Below are 24,674 nucleotides of genomic sequence, written 5' to 3' on the forward strand. Positions count from 1 at the left end.
TTTAGCTTCTGCAAAGTTCAATATTTATGTTACCGATAGGTCTTAATATTATCTGTTTGGGAACACATATAAACTATTCATACCAGTTTTAAATAAGGGAATTCACATAGGTTGAATCAATCTATATCGGAAGCAAAATCTCATTCTAAATAAAGTTGAAATCTCAGTTTAAAAATGAGTCATTTGCGGACATTAATTGTTCACTAACGAACAGCTTTTTAAGACTTTTAAAGAGATACAATTTTATTAATTGGCTAATAACTTGCAACTTCTATCCTTCGGCTTGGTATTTGATAAATCAGTAAAATGTAAATTGTGATTTTCAATTACTTATAGCACTTTAAAACAAACCTAAAAGACTAATATCAAACAATAATAACCAAATGAAAAAGACTAATCTATTATTTACCATTTGCGCGCTACTATTTTCTACGCTACTAAATCATGCAAGCGCTCAGGAAGCTCCAAATCAGGAATGGAATCAATTTAGAGGTGCAAACAGGAGCGGTTCAACCGACAATATTGAACTGATGAGTTTCACAGACAAAGCGCCTAAATTAGTTTGGAAGAAAAAACTAGGCGATGGGTTTTCTGAGTTAACCATTTCTGGAGGCAATATTTACACCATGATTAGCGTAAGAAAGGATAGCATAACTGGTGATGAGTTTATTGCAGCATTCGATGAAAAAACAGGTAATGAAGTATGGAAAACCAGAGTAGATAACATGTTTTTCGATACTTTTGGCGATGGACCAAGATCTACTCCTGCAATTGGAGAAAAGAATGTTTACAGTTTAAGCAGCTACGGAAAACTAAGTGCCAATTCCAAAAAAGATGGCAAAACACTTTGGCAAGTAGATTTCATGAAAGAATATGGAAGTAAAATTCCACGTTGGGGATTTAGCTCATCGCCGGTAATTGTAGGAAATAATGTAATAGTTGAAGTAGGCGGTACAGATTCCAGAGCATTCATGGCTTTCGATAAAAAAACAGGTAAAGAGGTATGGAAAAAGGGAGAAGGCATAGCAACTTACAACTCACCTGTTCATGGAAAAATTAACGATAAGGAATGCATTATTTTTGCTAACGGCAGAAAGGTATACTCCCTAACCACTGCAGGCGATACCCTTTGGACCTACAACTCTCCTATCAGCAACCCTACGGGAATGCCAATTGTTTTTGATGGCAACAAGATATTTATCTCGGCTGTTAGGAACCCTGGTTTTATTGTTCTTGAGGTAAACAACAACAAAGCAACAGAAATTTCGCGTGGTACCAGCATGAAGAATGACTACAGCTCATCTATTTATCACGATGGCTATGTATATGGTTTCCATGTGGCAGCTCTTCAATGTATTTCGGTTAAAACCGGTGAGAAAAAATGGACGAAGAGAGGTTATGGTAAAGGAAGTTTAATTCGAATTGGCGATCAACTTTTGGTACTTTCCGATAAAGGAAAACTAATACAGGTAAAAGCTACTCCTGATGCATATACCGAGTTGGGTAACATACAGGCTATTGATGGTAAATCATGGACTGCTCCTTCCTTTGCAAACGGAAAAATCTACTTAAGAAATCTAACTGAAATGGCTTGTTACGAATTAAAATAATTTGGAAATTGAGTCTATCATATCAAAAAAACAATCAATAAAACATACCCACATGAAACGGAAAAAACTACAAGCATTCTTCCTCTTTGCTTTGTTTTTAATGCCAGGCATTCTTGTAGCTCAAACAGCTGAAGAAATTATTGCCAAGCACATTGAAGCACACGGAGGAGCAGATAAATGGGAAAAAGTAGAAGCCCTAAAAATAAAAGGACGCTTTACCGCTTTTAGTCTTGAAAAGGATTTTACAAGCTACAAAACAAAATGCGGCGCCTATTATTCGGATTTGTATTTAGGCGAGCAACACGTTTTCGAAGGATTTAATGGGAAATGCGGTTGGACCATTGATCCTTGGCAAGAGATTGAATATGCCAGAAACATCAATTCTAACGAAACCAATGTTTTCAAACAAAAAGCTGAATTCTTTACTCCTTTTTTAAACTACAAGAAAAAAGGTCACAAGGTAGAGTACATAGGGAAAGAAAATGTTGATGGCGACGAAATGTTTGTACTAAAACTTACACGTGAAGATGGCAAATCGGAAAAATGGTACCTGAACACCAAAACTTATTTGGAGTACAAGTGTGAAGCACCATGGGTTGATTTTGCACAAGCCGTGCCAGCAGAAATGTATTTCGATGACTTTAGAAAGGTTGATGAAATTATTGTTCCTTTTTTTATTGAACGTATTTTTTGGCAACGTGATAGAATCACACAAATCGAAAGTGTAGAGCTTAACCCTAAAATCGATAAATCTTTGTTTGCAATGCCTAAACGCAAAGAGATTTCGAAATTGGCTTTTATGGAAGGCGACTGGGATGTAAAGCTTGAGTTTATGGGGCGTCGTGGCACTTATCGCGACAGAGGAAATACAGAATCATGCATTAAGTTTGCTTCTACCAACTTGCTACAAGAACAGATTAGTTACGAAAATGGTTTCCCAAACAACCTAAGCATTAACTTTACTTACGATGCTGGAACCAAGAAATACAGAATCGCTGCTTTCAACGATTTTACTTCAACTTTCGACATGTTTCAGGGAGAATTAAAAGACAATATTTTGGTGATGGAAGATACACAGGTTAGCTACTCTGACAAGCCAAGCGCAACAAGAATGTGTCGCCAATTTATCTACACAAAAGTAGACAACAACCAATTTACTGTAGAAAACAAAATATCAACCGACGAAGGAAAAACCTGGAAACCACAAGCCAGATTAACCTATACAAGAAAATCTGAAAATACTTTAAGTAAGAAATAAATACACTTGAACCTTTACGAAATCCTCATTCTCTTCGGAGTTTGGGGATTTTTTAGATAAAGAAAAACCCCGAGTTACTAAGTCGGGGTTAAGGCCTGGCACTCAATCAACCATTAAAAAAAAGTGCCGAACCAGAGCTTTACCTTTTTAACTATTCATCGCTTTGTTCGTCTGTAACCATCTCTTCAACAGACTCTTCCTTTTTACCATTAGCTGTAACAGGAAATTTAAACCACTTCAGCATCTCATCATTACCTTCGTAAATATATTTTGCAGCTTTTACGTACTTTGCCAAGCTTTCATACAAAACGTTTAACGCTTCTATTCGTTGTTCTGTTGCTCTGCCACGTTCAACCATACATTTGGTCTGAGCATCCATCAAGGTCTTTAAATTATTCTTTCTTTCATCAATTTTGGTAAACATTTCTTCTGTCCAGGCCGTTTTCATCAAGTCCTCTTTATGCAAGTTTACCATGAATTGAAAATCAGAATAGAACATATACATGTTTTTGGCAGATTTACGCGCATCCAAGTAATCATTAAAGCCAAACTGATTCCAAAGGTTCTTATCATTCGGAAATACCAATTCAATATCAAACTTGCAGCGCTGATACAATTTGGCACATTCTTCTACCTCCTTATTAATATTGTCGGTAGCTTTTGCCTGAATATCGATATGAACTTTATCGGAAGGAATACTACTTGCAGCATTATACTGATCTTTTATTAGCTGTAAAGTTTCTGGCTTAAAGTAAGTCGAGAAGGATTCAAATTTTGAATGTTCTTCATCAAGTATGCTTATGGTTTGACTTGAAAAACTAATAAAAACTGCATCGGAGCAGTTGTAGAGTCTTGTATTACTAGTCATGTTATAATTTTATTTAAGTAAGTTTTAATTTTTATATGAATTTAAAGACTCCTATTATTATGTCCAAATAATTCTTTAGTTATTTTTTAACATTAACATTTTTTTTTAAACATCTATTTATATTTTATCTGCTGATTTACTTCCATATAACCATACTAAGTCCGAAAACACAGATCTCCCAACACAGCTTAAATAAAATTAAACAATCATATATTATAATCATCCCCTATACATTCCACCAACCAATATTTTTATTACCGAGTTAAATTTTAATAAAAAATATAAATTCTTTACATTATATATGTCATGATTTCTCAAGCAAGCAACAGTAGTTTATACCCCACGTTAACTTTTGCTGCAAATTATTTTTTCCTCCATCACATTTTAATGCAATCCTTACTCTTAAAAAGTAGCCACTTTCTAAATAAATCAACCAATATTTTTATAGTCTACCATACTCCACCACTATATTGCTTCTATCCACTTCCTATTTAATGTTATTGAGAAGTGTGTTATGATACTACATGACTCGGTTATTCAACAACAACAACATATTATTGTATTCCACCAATCGGTTATAATTCTTTAATAACATATTGCCTTATTCCATTAAGGTGTTGTAATTTTTGTGCGTTAGGTTGATGTATTCCACCGCTCGGTTGCGATTTTCCACTACTCTGTTGAGGTTTTCCAGTGCTCGGTTGAAGTTTTCCACCGCTCGGTTGAGGTTTTCCATCAGGGCTACTTAGTTTTTATTTTGATAACACTTACCACCCTAATATACCAATTCATTAATATGTAACAACTCTCTATAGCTAGGCAAAATCAATCTTCAACTTATCTCCAAAAAGAATATAATTTCCCTTGCATACATACAATCATTGCATGCTAAAGTAATTTTAAGCCCCACCTATTCTATAATAGACATCGTTCATAGTTAACTAAAACGTATCATACAGCAAACTATTAGACCACTATCGTAAAATTCCAAACCGATTCAATAATTTACACATCTGACACTTACACAAGCAAACAACAATTGACAACTATTTTTTACGTTGAATATCATAATAATTTAGAAATTATTATATAGCTTTAGCATAAATCAAAACCCCAACCCAAATGTTTAGAAACTACCTTAAAACTGCTATTCGCAACTTGCGGAACAATATTACATTTACCCTAATTAACACCGTTGGTCTTTCCATTGCATTGGCGGCATCTTTTATTATCGTTCTTTTTGTAATTAACCAGCTAAGTTTTAATCAAACACATAAAAACAAAGGTTCTGTATATAGGGTGATTAATCATTATATCAACTTTGATATCAATAGTGATCAAACTCCATATATATTAAGCGAAACAATGAAGGAAATAATCCCTCAGGTTTCGAAAGCCAGCAATATTCGACAGGTAAGATCATTTAAAATTCAATTACAGAATGAAAACATAAACATGAAAAGGGTTGTTGGTTGTCAGTCTGATATTTTTGACATTTTTACCATTCCACTCATACATGGTCATAACAACGGGGAATTGCTTACGGACAAACAATCCATTTGTATTTCAGAATCGACAGCAAAGAAAATTTTCGGCACCAATAATGCAATGGGAAAAGAAATACTTGCTACGGTTGACAAAGTAGAACACACCTTTACAGTTAAAGCTGTTTTTAAAGACCTCCCTAAAAACTCCACCTTTCGCCCAAATTGCTTAATCAACGGTCTACACAATATCCCGCGCTTTAACAAACACTTTAATACTGAAAACATTGAAACCAATTGGGAATACAACCTATGCAACACTTGGGTAAAACTAACAGATAGCAGGCAAGCCGAAGAGGTTGATAAACAATTGAAGAGTTTTGAAAGCAAGTATCTTAATAACAAAAAAGAATTTTCGTATTTTCTTCAAAACCTGTCGGATGTATACCTTAACTCAAAACACATTCAAACCAACGACTTAAAAGGCAATTGGAATTCTATTAAAATATTTATTGCCATAGCCATAGCAATTATACTTGTGGCTCTCATTAATTACGTAATCCTATCAACAGCCGTATCCTCAAACCGATCGACAGAAATAGGGATTAGAAAAACATTTGGCGCGGCTAACAAACAAGTAAGCCTACAGTTTTTAACCGAATCACTTATTTTATCGGTTATGGTATTACCCATAGCCATACTCCTAATGATTCTTGCAAGGCCCTATGCCGAAAGTTTATTCGAAACTAGTCTTCCAATAATACAGGGTAATGTTGTTTATTATCTGCTGGCCTATCTATTCTTGAGCATTCTTATTGGTTTCCTTGCCGGATTATATACATCCTTGGGGTTATCAAGGCTAAAAGTTGTAGATATACTGAAAGTTAAAATTGTACAAGGCAACAAGAAGAACTTTGTGCGTTCATCATTAATTATCTTGCAGTTGATTATCTTCTGTTTTTTTGTTGCTTGCGCTTTTGTGATTAATGCTCAATATCAACTTGCCATTAGTAAGAACCCTGGCTTTCACAATAAGAACATTCTACTGGCAAATGTTCAAAACGAAAAATTACTTAAGCCCTTCCTAAACGAAGTTAAACAACACTCGAGTGTAATTAAAGCAGGAGGAGCTGCTCGTGGCCTACCAACCTACAGTAGTGCCACAATGATGTTTCCACACCAGAAGAACAAGGAAGAGTTAGTAAAGGTAGAAGGATTTTTTGTGGATTATGGATTTTTGGAAACCATGGGGGTAGAATTAGTGGAGGGTCGTTACTTTGCCAATAACAATGCCAGTGATTCTAAAACAGCTTGTATTTTAAACGAAACTGCAGTTAAAGCTTTCGGTATAGAAAATGCAGTAGGCAACAAACTGCAAACATACAACATTATAGGCGTGGTAAAAGATTTTTACCTACACTCCTTTCATAGCGAAGTTCCACCATTAATGATCGTAGTAACTGACAACTATCTTTCGCAAATTGCCATACAATATCATGAAGAATCAAAAGAAGATCTTCTCTCCTATTTGCACACTTCATGGAATAAATTGTCTCCTGATACCAAACTGGAGGTAAGTACCGTGGAAGATTTGATTAAACAGATGTATGCTGGCGAGAGAAACAAGTTTACCATTGTAAGCATCTTTGCATTTTTTACTATGCTAATTGCCTCGTTTGGTTTATTTGGACTTACATTATTTATTGCCCGAAGCAGAACCAAAGAAATTGGAATAAGAAAAGTTTTAGGCTGCTCAGAAATGGATATCATCTACTCTTTTGTGAAAACCAATATCATTTACGTGACCATTGCTTGTATCTTATCTATCCCAATTACCAATTATGCAATGAATATCTGGTTAAAGGATTACGCATTAAAGACGGATATTGAATGGAGTTTTTACACGTTTACTTTTCTTATTGCAAGTATTGTAGTGATTGTAACAGTGCTTACACATTCGTATCGAGCATCAAAATTAGATCCCGTTAAATCCTTGAGGTATGAATAAGCCGATATCAAAAACAAACAAGCATTATAAATTTTAATCGCATGAACATTATCTATACCATACTAATTGGCATTCTACACATATTCGCCTTGATAGATGCCCTTAAAAATGCAAAAGAGCGAAATGGTGCCTTCAGGATCTTATTGGCCTTCTTCCCTCCTCTTTTGGGTCCAATTATTTATTTTCTGACCAAAAAGAAGAGCAAAAGAGAATTCATGAAAGGCAAAAGAAGATATTCTTAATATGATTAGCATATGATGAAAGAAAAGCACACCATTGCATTCTATAACCTTGAGAACTTTTTCGACACGAAGGATGATCCGAAAAAGAACGACAATGACTATTTGCCCAATGGTAGTAATCATTGGACAGAGAATCGCTATATAAATAAGTTGGAGCACATTACAGCTGCCATCGCATCTATTCAAGAGAGCAAGTTACCAATAGCCATTGGTGTTGCCGAAATTGAGAATGCCGCTGTGTTAAAAGATCTGATTTATCAGCCTGCATTTAAAGGAGAATATGACTATGTACATTTCGATAGTCCTGACAGAAGAGGCATTGATGTTGCTCTACTCTACAATCAAAAAGAAGTAGAAATTTTAGACTCAGAAAAAATACCTGTTAGATTGAATGGCAATTCTCATTTTGCAACCAGAGATATTTTGTATGCAAAAACGAAGATAGAGAATAATATCATTCATTTTTTTGTGAATCATTGGCCATCGAGAGGTGAAGGTATTTTGGCATCGAATCCAAAACGCATTGCAGCTGCCGAATGTCTACACCAAAAAGCAAAAACCATTCTTTCCGAAGATATGGATGCCAAAATCGTGATCATGGGAGATTTTAACGATTTACCAGTAAGTAAATCCATCAGCAAACATCTAAATGCCAAATCGCATAGGAACATTAACACGTACGAATTTTACAACCTGGCAACAATTCCTTACGAAAAGAAACTAGGTAGCTTATTTGCCAAAAAACATTGGCTCATGTTCGATCAAATCATTATCAGCAAAGGAATGCTAAACGGAGAAGGAATTACAATAAGCAGCCCTCGCCTAACCATTCACGGTGATAAAAGTTTGTTGTATTTCGACCAACAAGCTGGAATATACAAACCCAACCGAACTTATTCGTACCACACCTATCATGGTGGCACATCAGATCATTTACCAGTATATGTTGAGTTGGATAAAAACTAACAAAAAAGCTGCCAATCATCGATTGGCAGCTTTTAATATATCTTGGTAAATTAAATTACTTCACAGCAATGGTTTCAATTTCAACCAAAGCACCTAGAGGAAGATCCTTAACAGCAAATGCTGCACGTGCAGGACAATCTTCTTTGTTATATTCGCCATAAACTTCGTTCATTACAGCAAAGTTTGAAATATCGCTCAACAAACAAGTTGATTTAACTACATCTTTAAAGCTATAACCAGCTTCTTCCAAGATGTAACCAATGTTCTTCATTACTTGTTCAGTTTGCTCTTTCACACCACCCTCAACAAATTTTCCGGTAGCAACATCAACAGGAAGCTGACCTGAGATGTATAAAGTTCCGTTTGCTTCTACTGCCTGGCTGTATGGTCCGATTGCCTTAGGCGCTTTTTCTGAATTAATACACTTTTTCATTTCAGTTAATAATTAGTATTTGTTAAAAATTCATTTATTTTGCGGTCGCAAAGTTAAAAGAAAAAAGCATTAATGAGAATAGCTATTATAGATAATTACGATTCATTCACTTATAATTTATCTCACATTGTTGAGCAATACTGCGATAAGTGTATTGTGATGAGAAACAACCAAGTTGATTGGGAAGAATTAGCCGCATGCGATCGTATTATTTTTTCTCCTGGTCCAGGATTACCATCAGAGGTGAAGGTAATGGGAGAAATTCTGGATAAATATGCAGGACAAAAAGCTATTCTGGGAGTTTGTTTAGGAATGCAGTATATTGCCGAATATTACGGCGCTAGCATATACAATTTACCTGTAATTATTCACGGAATCCCTAAAGCAACTCACATTACAGAACCTTCTGAAATTCTTTTTAACAACCTTCCTGACACATTTAACTCAGGGAGGTATCACTCCTGGGCTGTTTCGAGAGAACAATTTCCAAATTGCCTTAGCATCACCTCTACCGATGAAAATGAAGTGATCATGTCGATACGCCATAAAGAATTGGATTTATGCGGTGTACAATTTCATCCGGAATCTATAATGACGGATAGAGGAAATTTAATGCTGAAAAACTGGATTCTTGGATAAAAAAAAGAGCTGCAATACTGCAACTCTAACTTTCTATATTGATTATACTACTTTAGAATCTAACATCCTGCCAAGATTGTTTCTTCTCATATTTCAAATCTTGTAGTATGGATGAATCAACATTGATCATGAAATTATATGATGTAAATTCTCCAAAAGGAATAGCGTTAAAAGACATTTTCCAACAGTGTAGGTCTCTTGTTATTGTAAATTGAGTCGAAGTAACCTCATTAGCATCAAAGTCATAACCCGAAACAAAACTGACCTTCCATTTTGGAGTTAAGCTAAACTGTCCGTTTATTCCCAAATTTTGAGAAATGTTCTTTCGGTTGGTTGTTTTGGAATAAGTCCATCCATAATCAATCGAAAACGACCAAGGAATATCAAAATCCACATATCTAGGGTCACGCCATTTCTCAGGCTGATCATCGTCTGATTCTCCACCCTTAGTATTTGGATTTAAATCCTTTGATGATAAACTAAATCCAAGATCAATAGAAGCTTGCGTTAAACGCGGTCCAAATTCATCAATTTTACGTGTTTTATTAGCATTTAACTTATAAGGATCAACGGTACCATTAAATTTCAAGTCCAATTTTTTATTAAATATCTTGGTTCTCCCAGTCATTCTAACAGTTGACCAATTTAAAGAATCGGCAAACATATCATATGAAGTCGAAAATTTCAAACTCTCCAGGATTTTTACCTTTTTCATATCTTCAAGACCAGTAGTATCATTGGCCGTTCTAATTTTCGCTTCAATATTATTATCCAAACTCAAGTTAATAGATCCTGATTCTTGAGCTCCCATTGGCGTGCTATAAATACCACCTTCAAATATAGAATACTCCACATCTTTTTTTTGATTCTCATCATAATATGTCCTGTAGTATTTACTTCTCGGCACACCAATCTCAGGTGTATAACTAACGCTAATAGTCGGAGTCATTACGTGACGAATAGCTGCAACTTTTGATGTCTCTTTAAAAGTATACATACCATAAATCTTAGGACTTAAGGAAAGAGAGGCTCCTGTAGAATAGTTATGAGCATACCTAAATCCCTGGATGGTATCAACACGAACATCATTCTTGGCATCAGTATCAAATGTTTTTCTAATAGATCTGGTATACAACACACCCCTGTAATTTAAAGTAGGCGAAAGTGTTAAATCCTTAGCCAATTTAAAATTGGTGGTAATTGGAATACTGTGCTCATAACCATTTATCCAATCCTTTTGCAAAGAAGAACTCATCAAGTCACTTTCCTTCAAGCCACTTTTAGTTCGATTCTCCAATTTCGACGAATAACTAATACCAACCTTATCGTACCAACGTAAATTTGAACTTTTACCCTTCTTTCTAAAAGGGTAAATTTGAGTCATATTCAAAGACATACTTGGCAAGGTAAGCGAAATAGTTGTATCACGACTATTTTGAGAATGACGCAAACTCGCGTTTAAACTAAATGGACTATCAGCCCACTTTTTACTATATGTTATACTCGATTGTTTTTGGTTATTGGTAATTTCTCTGATCGAAGTTGAGTTATTTCTTTCATTATTGGTTGTAGAAACATTAACCGAAGCAGAAAATGTTCTGTATGGATTTGCTTTCGCATCTTGTGAGTGATTCCAACGAATTGCAAAGTCCGTTGTCTCATAGTAATCAGGAAGCCCTTTGTCTCCATATTTATTAAAGTGATACTCCGTTTGTAAAGTTCCACTATATCGATATCTGTTTTTGTATTTTGATTGCACATATGTTCCCCAAGAACCATTAGAGAAAATATCTCCAGTTACTGACAAATCCAAATAATCATTTATTGCCCAATAATATCCACCACCACGAAGATTAAAACCTCTTCGTTGCTCTTCACCATAACTAGGAACAATAATACCAGAAGTGTAGCTCGAACTAAATGGAAACATTGCAAAAGGTAGTCCAATAGGAAGAGGTACATCTTCTAAAACTAAATGTAAAGGTCCTGAAACAATTTTATCATCCTTTATCATTTTTGCCTTTGTCATTTTGACATAGAAATGAGGATGCTCATGATCACAGGTGGTATACTTCCCATTTCTCAGGTAAAATATCTTATCATCAATTTTCTTGGTAATTTGACTATGAACAAACCCACCTTCTTGTTCAGTAATTACTTCATTTACCAAACCTTTTCCTGTATCAAAATTGTATTTTAATTCTTTACAAGTGAACTCTTCCGATCCATCTTTAAACTCTGGCGTGAAAACATAATTACCTGTAGAATCTTGAATACCATAAGCATAAGCTTCTTTATTCTCTAAGTCAAGTTCTATATAATAGGCTTTTAACTCTGTTTCCCCATATTTTACAAAGGCATTTTTGGTAAGAAATACTTGCTGTCCTGTTAATGAAAAAACAATAGTATCATCGCAATTGTATTGCACAACTGTTTCGAAAAGTGGTTTTTTCTTCGAGGATGAATCTGTCTCTAACGAATCGACTTCTCCTATTTTAGTTGTATCCAATTCTAATACCACCCTATCATTCAATACTGTATCGGATAAATTAAAATCAATTTTAGTAATTAATCCAGTGGTGTTATTTCTGTAATTATTCTCAACAGCAAATATGTTCAGTGGTATTATCGTTCCAATGAAAATAATAAAAACCTTTTGTAGTAATTTCAATTGCAATTTATATCTGTTATTTTTGTGAAAGTTCTGATTTAATTTCGCACTGCTAGTAAAACAACAGTTCGTGCTTAAGTCGCCAAAAATACAAATAAAAGTACTATAATCCCTAATCGAAACGAACTTGAAAACATTTTTTAAGTTCTTTTATGAAATTTGTCTAATGAACATTAACTCCCGTAAATTTATAAAGCGATTATTTACAAGAACATCCCTTGCAATAATTCTATTATTAACAGCATTCAGTTTTAGTAAAGGATTATATGCCCAAGACAAATCTTACCATATCAAAACAGTAGTGATTGATGCTGGCCATGGAGGAAAAGATCCTGGCGCATTGGGTAAATCATCTCGAGAAAAAGATATTGTTTTAAATATTTCATTGAAACTTGGTGGATATATAAAGAAGTATTTTCCGAATGTAAATGTGGTATACACCAGAAAGACAGATGTATTTATTCCTTTAAATAAAAGGTCGGAGATTGCGAACAAACACAAGGCAGACTTATTTATCTCAATACATGCCAATGCAAATAACAACTCCCGGATAAGGGGAACAGAAACCTACACATTAGGATTACACAAAACAAAAGAGAACCTTGCCGTAGCGATGAAAGAGAACGCCGTTATGCAATACGAAGACGATTGGTCTACTAAATATGAAGGTTTCGACCCTAACAATCCAGCATCATACATTATTTTTAATTTGATGCAAGGTGTAAATCGTGACAAAAGCATAAGTATGGCAGAACTAACCGAACATCAATTTAAGCATAGAGTTGGTCGCCACTCCAGAGGTGTTAGAGAAGCTGGCTTTTGGGTATTAAAGCAAGTTAGCATGCCTTCTATTTTAGTTGAAGTTGGTTTCATTTCCAATCCAACAGAGGAGAAGTTCCTGAAAACTAAAAAAGGACAAGATTATTTAGCCAGTGCTATCTTTAGAGCCTTTAGAGTTTATAAAGATCAAGTTGAGCAAACAAGCGTAGTTCTTCATAAACAACAGGAAAATGAGAAGAAAATCGAAAATGAAATTAATCCACTAGAAAACACTGCTGAACAAGTTGAGTTCTGTATACAATTAAAATCATCCATAAAACAGATTCCATTAAATTCAAGAGTCTTTAAAAATTTAAAAAACATTACAGAACGAAAAATAAATGGAACTTATAAATACACCATAGGCTCTACATCGAATTATTCTGAGATATTAAACTTACAAAAGACCGTTCGCAAAAAAATAAAAGACTGTTTTGTAGTGGCTTTCTACAAAGGAAAAAGAATTTCTCTTTCAAAAGCAAAGGAACTTCAAAAAACATGATTAGTTTTACATTAAACAAACAAGTGTTTCTTGCGTACAATATCTATTATATAATACAGTCTGTATGAAAATTTCAAAAGATTCAATAATTGGCTTAGTTGTTATAGGTGCAATTGCTATTTTAATTTGGGGCATAAATTTCCTAAAAGGATTTAACATGTTATCTTCTGAACAAAATTTTTGTGCCAAATACGAAAGAGTTGATGGATTAAAAAAATCAAGTCCTGTTACTCTAAGAGGATACAAAATTGGACAGATTAAATCCATTCAATTTAGTTCGAAGGCAGATAACCTAATTGTTGAATTTTCCATTTCAGACGAATTTCAATTGCCTAAAGATACAGAAGCACGAATTGTAAGTTCAGATATCATGGGAACAAAAGAAATACAATTACTCCCTGGTCAATCTAAATTAAATTTAAGCACTGGAGATACTCTATTAGGTAGTATGGAAGGTGATTTAAAAGAACAGGTAAGTATGCAGATGCTTCCTCTTAAAAGAAAAGCAGAAAACCTAATGTCAAGTGTTGATTCTGTTCTCTCAGTTATACAATACATTTTTAATAAAGACACTCGCGAGAATCTTACTCGTAGCTTCAGTAGTATAGAGCAAACTTTTAAGAAACTTGAAAATACATCTGGCACTTTAGACACCATAGTTACGGGACAAAAAACTCACATGGAAAATATCATATCAAATGTTGATTCCATAACAACAAACTTAAAAGAGAACAATAAGAACATCTCAAATATCCTTACCAACTTCTCGTCAATTAGTGATTCATTAAAAGCAGTAGAAATTGCAGAAACCATTAATAATGCAAAGCTAACTCTTAAACAATCCAACGATATATTAGAAAAAATCAATTCTGGTCAAGGTTCAATGGGCATGTTGATTAACAATGATACCTTATATATGAATTTAGAGGCTGCATCGAATAGCCTAACCAATTTGTTAATCGACTTAAAAAACAATCCTAAAAAGTACATGCACTTCTCCTTATTCGATACTGGGAAAACGGTTTATATGAATTCAAACAAAACCAAAAAGAAATTAGACAAGGAGAAACAAACTCATTATAGAGTTCAAATTCTTTCATCCAAATCACAAGTTGATCTGAATGACCCTATTTTTAAGGGCTACAAAAAAATTGAAGAGGTATATTATAATGGACTATATAAATACACATTGGAAAACACTCAGAACTATAAAGAAATTATAAGAAAACTTAAAAGAATTAAAGCAGATTTCCCTGATGCCTTTATTATTAAAATAACACCCGAGGATTAGCTCTTCACTTAACCATTTTCATTATAGTTAAACTCAAACTCATTAACCTATTGATTTTGTTGACTTAATAAGGATCTGTTAAATTCTTTTTAACAACCATCAACTTATGTTTTATTTTTGTTTAATTCTAAACAAGCTTTTAAGACTAAAAAGTATGATATAGAAACCTGCTAAAAGTCAGGCTTTTAAAAAACTCACCTTCATAAGTAGTTGATTTTGTGACTTTTAATAAATTTAGATTTTTTTTCGTTTCTGTATCATCGATTAATAGTAGGTTAGACATTCTTTTTAAAAAATCAATAGAAAAATAATTTTTTTTTCTTTTTTTTTTTCACAATCTTGCATATGCAAAAATTGACACACCCTAATTTTTTAAAACACTGAAATAGAAATGAATAATAATCACTTCCAGGTCTGGAATAATTGTTTGGCTGTAATAAAAGACAATGTTCCTCCAATTAGCTTCAAAACATGGTTCGAACCAATCGTACCTTTGAACTTGGAGAATCAAGTCTTGACTTTACAAGTACCAAGTCATTTCTTTTACGAGTATCTGGAAGAGCAATATATTGATATTCTGAGAAAAACATTACGAAAAGAAATTGGTAATGGTGCAAAATTGGAATACAATGTAGTAATGGAGAATAATCACATTGCTAATGCTAAGCCTGTTTCAGTTGTTGTTCCTGGCAATAATCCTGCGAATACAAAAAATCGCCCGGTTAACATGCCAACAGATAAGGAAGAACAAACCATTCGAAATCCGTTTGTAATTCCAGGAATCAAAAAATTACATATCGATTCTCAGTTAAATCCTGATTATTCATTTACCAACTTTATTGAAGGTGATTGTAACAGATTGGCTAGATCAGCAGGTGTGGCTGTTGCTGAAAATCCTGGAGGAACTGCATTTAACCCATTGGTGTTATATGGAGATTCTGGTTTAGGAAAAACTCACTTGGCTCAGGCAATTGGACTTAAAACCAAAGAATTGTATCAGGATAAGACCGTACTTTATGTAAGTGCCAATAAATTCCAAACACAGTTTACCGAGGCTATTCGTAATAATAATAAGAATGATTTTCTTCACTTCTATCAAATGATTGATGTCCTGATTATTGATGACATTCAAGAATTGGCAGGTAAAGAAAAAACACAGAATACATTCTTCCATATCTTCAATCACTTGCACCAATCAGGTAAGCAGTTAATTCTTACTTCCGATAAAGCTCCGATTGAACTGAAAGGTATGGAAAACCGTTTATTATCTCGATTCAAATGGGGTTTATCAGCTGATCTTCAAAATCCTGATTATGACACCAGAGTTCGAATTCTTCAACAAAAAGCATACAAAGACGGTATCGTTCTTGATATGGATGTTATTGAATACATCGCAAGTAATGTTACCAATAATGTAAGAGAGCTGGAAGGAGCATTAATTTCCTTATTGGCTCAATCTACATTGAATAAAAAAGAATTGAATCTTGAGCTAGCAACAAGTATTATTGACAAATTGGTTAAGAATACAAAACGTGAGCTTTCTATTGATTACATTCAAAAAGTTGTTTGTGACCATTTTTCATTGCCTATTGATGTTCTTCAGGCAAAAACAAGAAAAAGAGAAATTGTACAGGCCAGACAAATTGCCATGTATTTTTCTAAGACTTTAACGAAAGCATCATTAGCATCAATTGGATCGCAAATTGGTAATAAAGATCACGCGACTGTACTGCATGCTTGTAAAACGGTAAACAACTTGATGGATACTGATAGAGGATTCAAAACGCAAATTGATGAAATTGATAAAAAATTAAAAATGTAGTTCAATTACTAACTATACTATATTGCTACCCTGAGAAGCAGATTCATTTTGAATCTGCTTTTCTTTTTGGGATTCATTCCTTATTTTTCGCCAAAATTTTAACCAATGCTATACTTACTCTTTGCCATACTATCCTCTGCCGGAATTTTTGTTTGTTTTAAATATTTGGAACGATTTAAAGTAGATATTCTACATGCTATTATAATCAATTATATAACAGCATCCGTTTGTGGATTTCTTTTAAGCAATTCAAATATTACTTTCGCACAAATTATTCACCAGCCATGGTTTAACATTTCGTTTATAATTGGAACTGCTTTTATTGCTGCCTTTTTTATTATCGGACGATCCACTCAAAAAGCAGGAATCTCCGTTACAACACTAGCAAGTAAGATGTCTTTTGTTTTGCCAATGATTTTTTCCATTGTATTTTATCAGGAAGTAATTTCTACACAAAAAATTATCGGATTTGTATTGGCCATTAGTGCTGTTCTTTTAAGTATCTATAAAAACCAAGCTGATACAACTCAGCGTAAATATTTGTGGCTGCCAATACTACTGTTCTTTGTCGCAGGAACTGTTGATTCTTTTGTAAAATACGCACAAGAAGAATACCTTACATCCGGTGGACAGGAAATATTCTCTACCCTACTCTTCGCTATTGCAGCCATATCAGGTTTTGTTGTTTTAATCATTAAAAAGCATAATATTAAAGAACTGTTACAAGCAAAAGTATTAATAGGAGGTCTTCTTCTTGGGTTGGTTAATTTCGGATCTCTCCACTTTTTAATTGCTTCATTGAACCAATCGGGCTTCGATAGTTCTGTTGTTTTTAGCATTATCAACATTGGAATTGTAGCAATTTCCGTTTTAATAGGAATAGGTATTTTCAGAGAAAAATTAAACAAAATAAACCTTTTGGGAATAGTACTCGCAATTATTGCTATTTTTATCCTTACAAATTAGAAAACAAGTATTATTGAATTGATGAGTAACGATACTTACAAAACCATTAGCCAACAATCCGAAGGCTTATACAAAGAAAAAGGCAGTAAATTTATAACCTACGCATATCCGGTCAGTACCGAAGAAGAAATTAAAGAACACATTGCCAAGCTAAAAAAAGAGTATTACGATGCTCGTCATCACTGCTATGCATACATGCTGGGAGCAGATAAGAAAAATTTTCGTGCCAACGACGATGGAGAACCTTCCTCAACTGCAGGAAAACCCATTTTAGGACAAATTCTATCCAATGATCTTACCAACATTCTTATAGTAGTAGTAAGATATTTTGGCGGAACCAAACTTGGAGCCAGTGGATTAATTCATGCCTATAAAACAGCTGCTGCCGATGCCATTTCAAATGCTGAAATATTAGATAAAACAGTAAATGACATTTATGACGTACATTTCGATTACCTGGTAATGAATGAAATCATGAAAATCATAAAGGATGAGCAACCAGAACAACTGGGGCAGGACTTTAACTTAACTTGCAAAATTACTCTAAGCATTCGCCAAAGTGAAGTGGAAAGATTAATTCAAAAATTTGAAAAAATTACCAGCGTAAAAGCAGAATACATTCGAACTACTTAGCTTACTATCTCTCAATACAATAGACTATTTTTAACAATCAATATAATGCCAAGATTAAAAATTTGTTAATAATTAATCAAGTTTTCATTTGATTTCTCGAATAAATTATACCTATATTTGTAATCTAGAATGGAGTACATAATTATTCAATCTAGAGCCGCATTTATATCTGAAAGAAGTAAGTTTCATTACTTCTTTGCTCACATTTTCCATTATTTATTTCGATGTAAACGCAATAACAAGGCGTATTTTCTTGATTGTTATTTGGGTAATCCCCTTCAAAAATATTTTTCAAAAAAACCAACATTACCATTAATTTCGGTAATTGTTGGTTTTTTTTTGTGCAGAATAATAAACAAGCATTTTATATACACTTTTAATTTTTAATCAATGGATAACAAAAGTTTAGTATCGATCGACGACTACACAAAAGAAGAAATCCTGGAAGTATTGGCCAGAGCAGCCGAATTCGAAAAAAATCCTAACTGCAACCTATTGGAAGGTAAAGTTGTTGCTTCGCTTTTTTTCGAGCCATCTACTCGTACTCGACTAAGTTTCGAAACTGCCATTAGCAGAATGGGTGGTAAAATTGTAGGATTTACCGATTCCTCTTCGTCAAGTGTTACCAAAGGTGAAACTTTGAAAGATACCACAAAAATGGTAAGTAACTATTGCGACTTAGTAGTTATGCGCCATCCAATTGAAGGTTCAGCTCGCTATGCTTCCGAAGTATCCGATGTTCCGGTAATTAATGCAGGTGATGGTGCTAATCAGCATCCTACCCAAACCATGCTTGACCTTTACTCAATCTACAAAACACAAGGTACATTGGAAAACCTTAACATTTTCATGGTAGGAGATTTAAAATACGGACGTACCGTTCACTCCTTACTAATGGCGATGTCGCACTTTAACCCAACCTTCCACTTTATTGCTCCAAAAGAATTGGAAATTCCTTTGGCGTACAAAATTTTCATGGACAACAACAACATTAACTATCATGAACATACCGAGTTCAACGATATTATTAATGATGCTGATATCTTGTACATGACTCGTGTTCAACGTGAACGTTTTGCGGATCCGTTAGAGTACGAAAAAGTGAAGAATGTGTACATTCTAAAGAATGACATGCTTGAGAATACCAGAGAAAATCTGAGAATTCTTCATCCGCTTCCAAGAGTAAACGAAATTGCTGTTGATGTAGATGCAAATCCTAAAGCATACTATTTCCAACAAGCTCTTAATGGTGTTTATGCACGCCAGGCAATTATTGCAAAAGCTCTTGATTTATAATCACATTTTTCACGCTAAAAAGAACATCAAAATATGAACGCAAAAAAAGAATTACAAGTAAGTGCGATCGAAAATGGAACTGTAATTGACCACATTCCAGCCGAATATTTATTTCAGGTAATCAACATCTTAGGCTTAGACACTTGTGGAAACTCGGTTACATTTGGTAACAACCTGGGTAGTGACAAATTGGGTAAAAAAGCCATTATTAAAGTTGCTGATATCTTCTTTGAAGATGATGAAATCAACAAAATTTCATTGATTGCTCCTCATGCGAAACTAAACATCATCAAAAACTACCAGGTAGTTGAAAAGAAAATTGTTGAGTCTCCTGATAAAGTGGTTGGCATTGCAAAATGTATGAATCCAAAGTGTATCACTAATGTTGAAGAGGTAACCACAAGATTTAAAGTAATTGAAAAAACTCCGATTACTTTAAAATGCCACTATTGTGAAAAAATTACTGATCACAAACATATTGAAATCATTTAATTGCATTGTGATTTTCTTGTTAGTTAAAAAAGCCCCTAGTGGGCTTTTTTTATTTTTCTACCTTTGCAGCAAATTATAAATTGATCATGACACAAAATATAGAAGAGTTAAGAGAGTTGGTTTCTGCTGCAATAGATAATGGACAAAGTGGAAAAATTAAAGCGTGTAAATCAGCTTTACGCGATATTTATTCCATCATTAAGAATGATCCATTTCTACTTTGGGAAGACTCTTATGTGTCCCAATTGGGTAAAGCAATTATCATGATGATCCATTGGGATATGATTGATGATGAAGACGAGAATATCGGCTTGGCTCACCTTGCATATTTGTATATCAGCAAGGCAATTGAAAAAGAAGAAAACTTGCAGCCTGAAAGTGATAAATGTGAACTTTTTCGCTTAAGAAAGGACCGAATTATCATCATGAAAAGCTTTGATGATTTCTTTGTGGAGAGTCTACAAAATTTCTATTTCGCTGATAATAAAGCTACCGATCTAGATACATACAACGAGCAAAGAAAAGCTGTTCTAAGCCGTTTGCCATTTATGCAATTTTCAGATATCTATCTAATCGAGCAAGATTATCCAAACCTGCGTGATGATGAGTTTCTTTTGGAATTGGCAAATATGATTGAGCACGATCAGGAGTTTACCAATGAAAACTTAAAAGAAGCCTTTCTGCTTCATAAAATACTTTACAAATTCACCTACGAAGAATTGAAAAAAGGAGAATTAGTTTATTAATCAAGTTGATATATTAGAATACAGAGGCGTAATTTAATACGTCTCTTTTTGTATACAGCAAGTTCATTTCATAAAAAAAGACTTTTTTATCTGCAAAACATATCATTAGTTACAGAAGTTGAATTTTTCTTTCTATCTTAATGCTTTAAATGCATAGGTGCATACAAAATCGCTGAGTTTTTCCTATGTAGGGTTTGATTTCAAACCAAATGTTATCAGCAAAAAACAATAAACAACAGCATTTTATGAGTATAGAAAAATACGACCTTGTTGTATTGGGAAGTGGTCCTGCAGGCTTCTCGGCAGCAATGCGTGCAATTGATTTTGGCAAATCGGTTTGTCTTGTCGAGGCACAACATCTTGGTGGAGCCGGAATTATGAATGGAGCTCTTACCTCAAAAGCCATGTGGGAACTTTCCAGAGACTATTCCATTGCCTCATCTGTAATGAGAGGGTACCGCGCATCGGGTTTGAATGTGGATTACAAGCAAGTACAAAAAACCATTATGCAAGCTGCAAAACAAAAGCAATTGCAAATGCTTTCCCAAATTGAAACCTATGCAGAGCCAACTGAAAAATTTGGAAACATCACATTAAAGCATGGTTGGGGAAAATTTATCGATTCCCATACAATAGAAGTTAAATCCGAAAAGAATACAGAGCTTGTTCATGGCGATAACTTTATTATTGCAACCGGATCAAGACCTCGCCCAATGCCTGATGTAGAAATTGATCAGGAAAGAATCATTGATTCGGAAGGAATTATGAACCTGAAAGAATTTCCTGAAAGGATGATCATTTTAGGTTCGGGGATTATTGGTTGTGAGTTCGCTACCATATTCTCCAACTACAATCAAACCGAAGTACATTTATTAGATAGACAACACAAGGTAATTCCATACGAAGATGATGATTTAAGTAGCTTTGTGTCGAAAAATCTTGAAAATAATGGTGTAATTATCCACCATACAGCCAATTTGAGGTGCATTAGAAAGCGACCGGATTTTCTGGAAGTGGTGCTTGATTACCAGGATGGACATTCGAAAGTAATTGAGGTGGATGTTGCGCTGGTAGCCATTGGTAGAATTCCAAATCTAGACAATATCGGTCTTGAAAATGTAGGTATTGAAAGAACCGATCGAGGTTATTTGAATATCAATGAAGTTTGTGCAACCGACGACTTTAAGGCATGTAATGTTTTCGCTGCCGGTGATGTTTCTGGTCACGCACAGCTCTATTCTGTTGGAGAACTACAAGGAAGATATATCGTAGAAGCTTTGTATGGAAACCTGGAGTATCCGCTTGACTATTCGAACATGTCAACGCTAATGTTCTTTAAACCAGAAGTAGCTGCAGTTGGATTAAACGAGAAAGCTTGTCAGAAAAGAGGCATCCCTTATAAGGTTGCTACTTACTCGAATTCCTTGGTAAACCGTGCTGTTGCAATGCGAGCTATTGATGGTTTTATTAAAATCATAGTAAGTGATGACGGTAAAGATCGAATTCTAGGAATGAGAGCAGCTGGTCCACAGGCCTCAACATTAATTACATCCATAGCCTACCAAATCACTCAAAAAGGAACCCTAAAAGACATCCGACAAAATGTTCATCCTCACCCAAGTATTAGTGAAGGAGTGCAAGAATGTTTAAGGGTTTTCGAGGAAAAATCGATATACAAACCCAAAGCGTTTCCGGATTTGATAAAGTTAAAAAGCTGGAAACCCGAAAAGGTAAAAGAAGCATAACAACAACACCCCAAATATATGATTGTATTTGGGGTGTTTGCTTTTATAAATTAATGATCATCATTCAATTTTATCCGTATTTCTGTATCCTGCATTATCCTTATACCAATCGGGATACAACTCTCCTCCACTTTCTGCCCATTTGGCAAAGTGATTATAGCCTTCAATTATCTCTACCTTCTCTTTTGTGTACTTAAATTCGTGAGCAATAGCAATGGCCCAAGGTAATCCTTTTGGTGATCGATAATCTCCATCTGTATCCAGATTGGTCACACTTTGACTGGTATCACCCTCTCCCAATGATGTTCTGCTATGATTTGGCAAATGAATTTCTTTTGAACGATTTCCATTCACAATCAGGAAAGGATTAAAAGGACTTGTTCCAATTTCATCCAAATCCAATGGTTCTGTGAATCGTATATTAATCGTTAGCTCATTGTAATCAGGATCAGGCTCACTGGTTTCATCTCTATAATTCTGCGACTGATCAAATGCAATCACTACTGCTTTTTCCTGGTTTGCCTCCAAACCATTGGCCTGCACATCTATGTAATTTGATCTAATATCAGTACCTGTAACACTTTCAATCTGACCTGGCAATAAATTGTCGAACTGAATACCAAAACCATTATTAAACGAAGCTCCTTTAACATGTTTCACCCAGAATTTAGCCTCCATTCGAACTGCTTTGTTATCCAGATTAATCATCATGGTATACCTGTAGTTTACCACCAAATCGTTAAAGTCATAATCTCCCTTATAAGGCCACAAATCTTCAAAAGCAAGACTCCCCCATCCATATTTTGTTGGTGTAACCGTTTTTAGACACACCTCAGGGTCATTTGGAAACTCATCGATGTCATCAGGACAGCCATCATTGTCTGAATCTCCAACATTCTCATATTCCAAAGGTGTTTTTGTAAGATCGTTAATCCCCAGTTCGTTATCCGGATCACGAGTATCGTACCCACCGGTTTGCGTATCCATTACATACAAACTTGAAGGTGTAAAATTATCGGCAACCCAAATATCAGGAGTTTGCTTGGTATCTATACATAAAGAAGTTGGAGTAAAAGGCAAGTTATCGGCACTTTTACGCACTGCATTCACTTCGTTCGATCCCTCGTTAAAGGTTAAGGCATACAAACCACCAAAGGTTGACATGTACCAGCTTCCATCTTTTCCTTTTGCAATATCTCCTCCACCTGTGTTATTTAATCCATTATCGATATTAAATGTTTCCAATACACTTCCATCAGCAGGATTTAGCTTGTAGATGTAGTCTTTATTTGAAAAATACAGGAAGCCTTCGTCGTTGGCATATTCCAATCGTGGTCCACCAAAACCCAAATTGTCATTGATAATGGTTGGTTCTGATACGGCATAATCATTCTCAACATCTACATCGTAACGATACAACTTGTAAGGCTTATTGCGACCAATGGTATAAAACTGATGGTTGTGAAAATCCATAGCAACAGTCCATGTACCTTCAGCCAAATCACGCTTACGAACCGTGGTCATATCTTCAGGGTTAACCGTAAAAAGTTGTCCGCTACCATTCACACACCAAAGAATATCGCTTGCCAGTGCAGCATTTTTCGATGAGACTTTTGGCTTCGACTTCGTTTTTAAATTACTTCCGTTAAAGGTCAAATTTAAAGGACGCTCTTCGGTAATATCATTTGAGAAAGCACTGGCAAATGCACCATTGTAATATTTCTTTAGTAGTAATTTCTTTACATTGGTTGGAACGGATAAAGAGACATTCGCTTTACCTCCCGATACACGAACCACTCCCAATTCGATGGTATTATAATGATCGGCAATAGGAACTTCTTCGGAAACGGTGTTTCCTTCATCATCGGTATATTCAATCTCTTGCCAACTAATTACATCCTCATATGAGTAGATGTAATAATAAGCTCCTTCATCTGAATCGCTTATCTCTAGTTTTATCTCTCCGGTAGTATTAAAATCGAATTGATCGGGAATATTCAATTGCCCTAATAGTGTATTATCTGGTTCCGGTTCTGGTTGGGGCTCATCGGAAACATTCGAATCTGTACAGGAAAACAATCCTAAAAAAATCACGAGCAATAAAATGCTCCATGTAAATTTCTTCATAGCAATTATTTTATAGTCAATTTAAATCCGTAAAATCATACTTACGTAAGTATCCA

The 24,674-nt window shown here is 34.6% G+C and carries 19 protein-coding genes; 15 read left to right on the forward strand and 4 right to left on the reverse strand.

What is annotated here, in order from left to right:
* The first annotated feature begins 383 nt into the window (after window positions 1-383).
* Together DF185_RS01835 and DF185_RS01840 are read left to right on the forward strand one after the other, a co-directional pair.
* Complete coding sequence (locus tag DF185_RS01835) at window positions 384-1,610, forward strand: outer membrane protein assembly factor BamB family protein (RefSeq protein ID WP_110359016.1); 1,227 nt, start codon at window positions 384-386, stop codon at window positions 1,608-1,610.
* A gap of 52 nt (window positions 1,611-1,662) precedes the next feature.
* Window positions 1,663-2,868 (forward strand): LolA-like protein, encoded by a 1,206-nt coding sequence (locus DF185_RS01840; RefSeq protein WP_133249930.1) that lies wholly within the window; start codon window positions 1,663-1,665, stop codon window positions 2,866-2,868.
* Between the two features lie 151 nt (window positions 2,869-3,019).
* Here the strand turns inward: DF185_RS01840 and DF185_RS01845 are convergent, their stop codons facing one another.
* Window positions 3,020-3,736, reverse strand: a complete 717-nt coding sequence (locus DF185_RS01845; RefSeq protein ID WP_110359018.1) for a hypothetical protein — start codon at window positions 3,734-3,736, stop codon at window positions 3,020-3,022.
* Window positions 3,737-4,858: 1,122 nt separating this feature from the next.
* On the opposite strand from DF185_RS01845, the gene DF185_RS01850 reads away from it, so the two are divergent.
* From DF185_RS01850 to DF185_RS01860, 3 genes are read left to right on the forward strand one after another with little or no spacing between them, the layout of a single operon-like run.
* Window positions 4,859-7,228, forward strand: a complete 2,370-nt coding sequence (locus DF185_RS01850; RefSeq protein WP_110359019.1) for an ABC transporter permease — start codon at window positions 4,859-4,861, stop codon at window positions 7,226-7,228.
* Between the two features lie 41 nt (window positions 7,229-7,269).
* Window positions 7,270-7,470, forward strand: coding sequence for a hypothetical protein (locus DF185_RS01855; RefSeq protein WP_110359020.1), 201 nt, complete (start codon window positions 7,270-7,272; stop codon window positions 7,468-7,470).
* A gap of 12 nt (window positions 7,471-7,482) precedes the next feature.
* A complete protein-coding gene (locus DF185_RS01860) occupies window positions 7,483-8,436 on the forward strand; it encodes an endonuclease/exonuclease/phosphatase family protein (RefSeq protein ID WP_133249931.1) in 954 nt (317 codons plus the stop codon).
* A 55-nt stretch (window positions 8,437-8,491) separates the two neighbouring features.
* On the opposite strand, the gene DF185_RS01865 is transcribed toward DF185_RS01860, so the two are convergent.
* Window positions 8,492-8,869: a RidA family protein gene (locus DF185_RS01865; protein WP_110359022.1), complete on the reverse strand. Its 378-nt coding sequence runs from the start codon at window positions 8,867-8,869 to the stop codon at window positions 8,492-8,494.
* A gap of 72 nt (window positions 8,870-8,941) precedes the next feature.
* Here DF185_RS01865 and DF185_RS01870 point away from each other — a divergent pair, with 72 nt between their 5' ends.
* Complete coding sequence (locus DF185_RS01870; RefSeq protein WP_110359023.1) at window positions 8,942-9,508, forward strand: anthranilate synthase component II; 567 nt, start codon at window positions 8,942-8,944, stop codon at window positions 9,506-9,508.
* A gap of 52 nt (window positions 9,509-9,560) precedes the next feature.
* Here DF185_RS01870 and DF185_RS01875 read toward each other — a convergent pair whose 3' ends face one another.
* Window positions 9,561-12,179: a putative LPS assembly protein LptD gene (locus tag DF185_RS01875; protein ID WP_133249932.1), complete on the reverse strand. Its 2,619-nt coding sequence runs from the start codon at window positions 12,177-12,179 to the stop codon at window positions 9,561-9,563.
* A gap of 166 nt (window positions 12,180-12,345) precedes the next feature.
* On the opposite strand from DF185_RS01875, the gene DF185_RS01880 reads away from it, so the two are divergent.
* The 9 genes from DF185_RS01880 (at window position 12,346) to DF185_RS01920 (ending at window position 22,491) form a co-directional block, all read left to right on the forward strand.
* Window positions 12,346-13,500 (forward strand): N-acetylmuramoyl-L-alanine amidase family protein, encoded by a 1,155-nt coding sequence (locus DF185_RS01880; RefSeq protein WP_110359025.1) that lies wholly within the window; start codon window positions 12,346-12,348, stop codon window positions 13,498-13,500.
* A gap of 64 nt (window positions 13,501-13,564) precedes the next feature.
* Window positions 13,565-14,791: an MlaD family protein gene (locus DF185_RS01885; protein WP_110359026.1), complete on the forward strand. Its 1,227-nt coding sequence runs from the start codon at window positions 13,565-13,567 to the stop codon at window positions 14,789-14,791.
* Between the two features lie 391 nt (window positions 14,792-15,182).
* Entirely contained in the window at window positions 15,183-16,613 is a 1,431-nt protein-coding gene (gene dnaA / locus DF185_RS01890; RefSeq protein ID WP_110359027.1) for a chromosomal replication initiator protein DnaA, read from the forward strand.
* 105 nt (window positions 16,614-16,718) lie between these two features.
* Complete coding sequence (locus DF185_RS01895; RefSeq protein ID WP_110359028.1) at window positions 16,719-17,579, forward strand: EamA/RhaT family transporter; 861 nt, start codon at window positions 16,719-16,721, stop codon at window positions 17,577-17,579.
* Between the two features lie 21 nt (window positions 17,580-17,600).
* Window positions 17,601-18,212 carry a YigZ family protein gene (locus DF185_RS01900; protein WP_110359029.1) on the forward strand — a complete coding sequence of 204 codons (612 nt, stop codon included), beginning with the start codon at window positions 17,601-17,603 and terminating at the stop codon, window positions 18,210-18,212.
* 390 nt (window positions 18,213-18,602) lie between these two features.
* Window positions 18,603-19,508 carry an aspartate carbamoyltransferase gene (pyrB, locus tag DF185_RS01905; protein ID WP_110359030.1) on the forward strand — a complete coding sequence of 302 codons (906 nt, stop codon included), beginning with the start codon at window positions 18,603-18,605 and terminating at the stop codon, window positions 19,506-19,508.
* A gap of 33 nt (window positions 19,509-19,541) precedes the next feature.
* On the forward strand, window positions 19,542-20,000 hold the full coding sequence (gene pyrI / locus DF185_RS01910; protein ID WP_110359031.1) for an aspartate carbamoyltransferase regulatory subunit: 459 nt from the start codon (window positions 19,542-19,544) through the stop codon (window positions 19,998-20,000).
* Window positions 20,001-20,086: 86 nt separating this feature from the next.
* A complete protein-coding gene (locus DF185_RS01915) occupies window positions 20,087-20,746 on the forward strand; it encodes a hypothetical protein (protein ID WP_110359032.1) in 660 nt (219 codons plus the stop codon).
* Between the two features lie 245 nt (window positions 20,747-20,991).
* Window positions 20,992-22,491: a dihydrolipoyl dehydrogenase family protein gene (locus DF185_RS01920; RefSeq protein WP_110359418.1), complete on the forward strand. Its 1,500-nt coding sequence runs from the start codon at window positions 20,992-20,994 to the stop codon at window positions 22,489-22,491.
* A 60-nt stretch (window positions 22,492-22,551) separates the two neighbouring features.
* Here DF185_RS01920 and DF185_RS01925 read toward each other — a convergent pair whose 3' ends face one another.
* A complete protein-coding gene (locus DF185_RS01925) occupies window positions 22,552-24,618 on the reverse strand; it encodes an LruC domain-containing protein (protein ID WP_110359033.1) in 2,067 nt (688 codons plus the stop codon).
* Window positions 24,619-24,674 lie beyond the last annotated feature (56 nt).

This window comes from Marinifilum breve, from assembly GCF_003202155.1.
GTDB lineage: Bacteria > Bacteroidota > Bacteroidia > Bacteroidales > Marinifilaceae > Marinifilum > Marinifilum breve.

What these genes read in the sequence shown, in the direction of transcription:
- DF185_RS01835 (WP_110359016.1), top strand. Translation starts at nt 384, where the DNA reads ATGAAAAAGACTAATCTATTATTTACCATTTGCGCGCTACTATTTTCT.
- DF185_RS01840 (WP_133249930.1), top strand. Translation starts at nt 1,663, where the DNA reads ATGAAACGGAAAAAACTACAAGCATTCTTCCTCTTTGCTTTGTTTTTA.
- DF185_RS01845 (WP_110359018.1), bottom strand. Translation starts at nt 3,736, where the DNA reads ATGACTAGTAATACAAGACTCTACAACTGCTCCGATGCAGTTTTTATT.
- DF185_RS01850 (WP_110359019.1), top strand. Translation starts at nt 4,859, where the DNA reads ATGTTTAGAAACTACCTTAAAACTGCTATTCGCAACTTGCGGAACAAT.
- DF185_RS01855 (WP_110359020.1), top strand. Translation starts at nt 7,270, where the DNA reads ATGAACATTATCTATACCATACTAATTGGCATTCTACACATATTCGCC.
- DF185_RS01860 (WP_133249931.1), top strand. Translation starts at nt 7,483, where the DNA reads ATGATGAAAGAAAAGCACACCATTGCATTCTATAACCTTGAGAACTTT.
- DF185_RS01865 (WP_110359022.1), bottom strand. Translation starts at nt 8,869, where the DNA reads ATGAAAAAGTGTATTAATTCAGAAAAAGCGCCTAAGGCAATCGGACCA.
- DF185_RS01870 (WP_110359023.1), top strand. Translation starts at nt 8,942, where the DNA reads ATGAGAATAGCTATTATAGATAATTACGATTCATTCACTTATAATTTA.
- DF185_RS01880 (WP_110359025.1), top strand. Translation starts at nt 12,346, where the DNA reads ATGAACATTAACTCCCGTAAATTTATAAAGCGATTATTTACAAGAACA.
- DF185_RS01885 (WP_110359026.1), top strand. Translation starts at nt 13,565, where the DNA reads ATGAAAATTTCAAAAGATTCAATAATTGGCTTAGTTGTTATAGGTGCA.
- dnaA (WP_110359027.1), top strand. Translation starts at nt 15,183, where the DNA reads ATGAATAATAATCACTTCCAGGTCTGGAATAATTGTTTGGCTGTAATA.
- DF185_RS01895 (WP_110359028.1), top strand. Translation starts at nt 16,719, where the DNA reads ATGCTATACTTACTCTTTGCCATACTATCCTCTGCCGGAATTTTTGTT.
- DF185_RS01900 (WP_110359029.1), top strand. Translation starts at nt 17,601, where the DNA reads ATGAGTAACGATACTTACAAAACCATTAGCCAACAATCCGAAGGCTTA.
- pyrB (WP_110359030.1), top strand. Translation starts at nt 18,603, where the DNA reads ATGGATAACAAAAGTTTAGTATCGATCGACGACTACACAAAAGAAGAA.
- pyrI (WP_110359031.1), top strand. Translation starts at nt 19,542, where the DNA reads ATGAACGCAAAAAAAGAATTACAAGTAAGTGCGATCGAAAATGGAACT.
- DF185_RS01915 (WP_110359032.1), top strand. Translation starts at nt 20,087, where the DNA reads ATGACACAAAATATAGAAGAGTTAAGAGAGTTGGTTTCTGCTGCAATA.
- DF185_RS01920 (WP_110359418.1), top strand. Translation starts at nt 20,992, where the DNA reads ATGAGTATAGAAAAATACGACCTTGTTGTATTGGGAAGTGGTCCTGCA.
- DF185_RS01925 (WP_110359033.1), bottom strand. Translation starts at nt 24,618, where the DNA reads ATGAAGAAATTTACATGGAGCATTTTATTGCTCGTGATTTTTTTAGGA.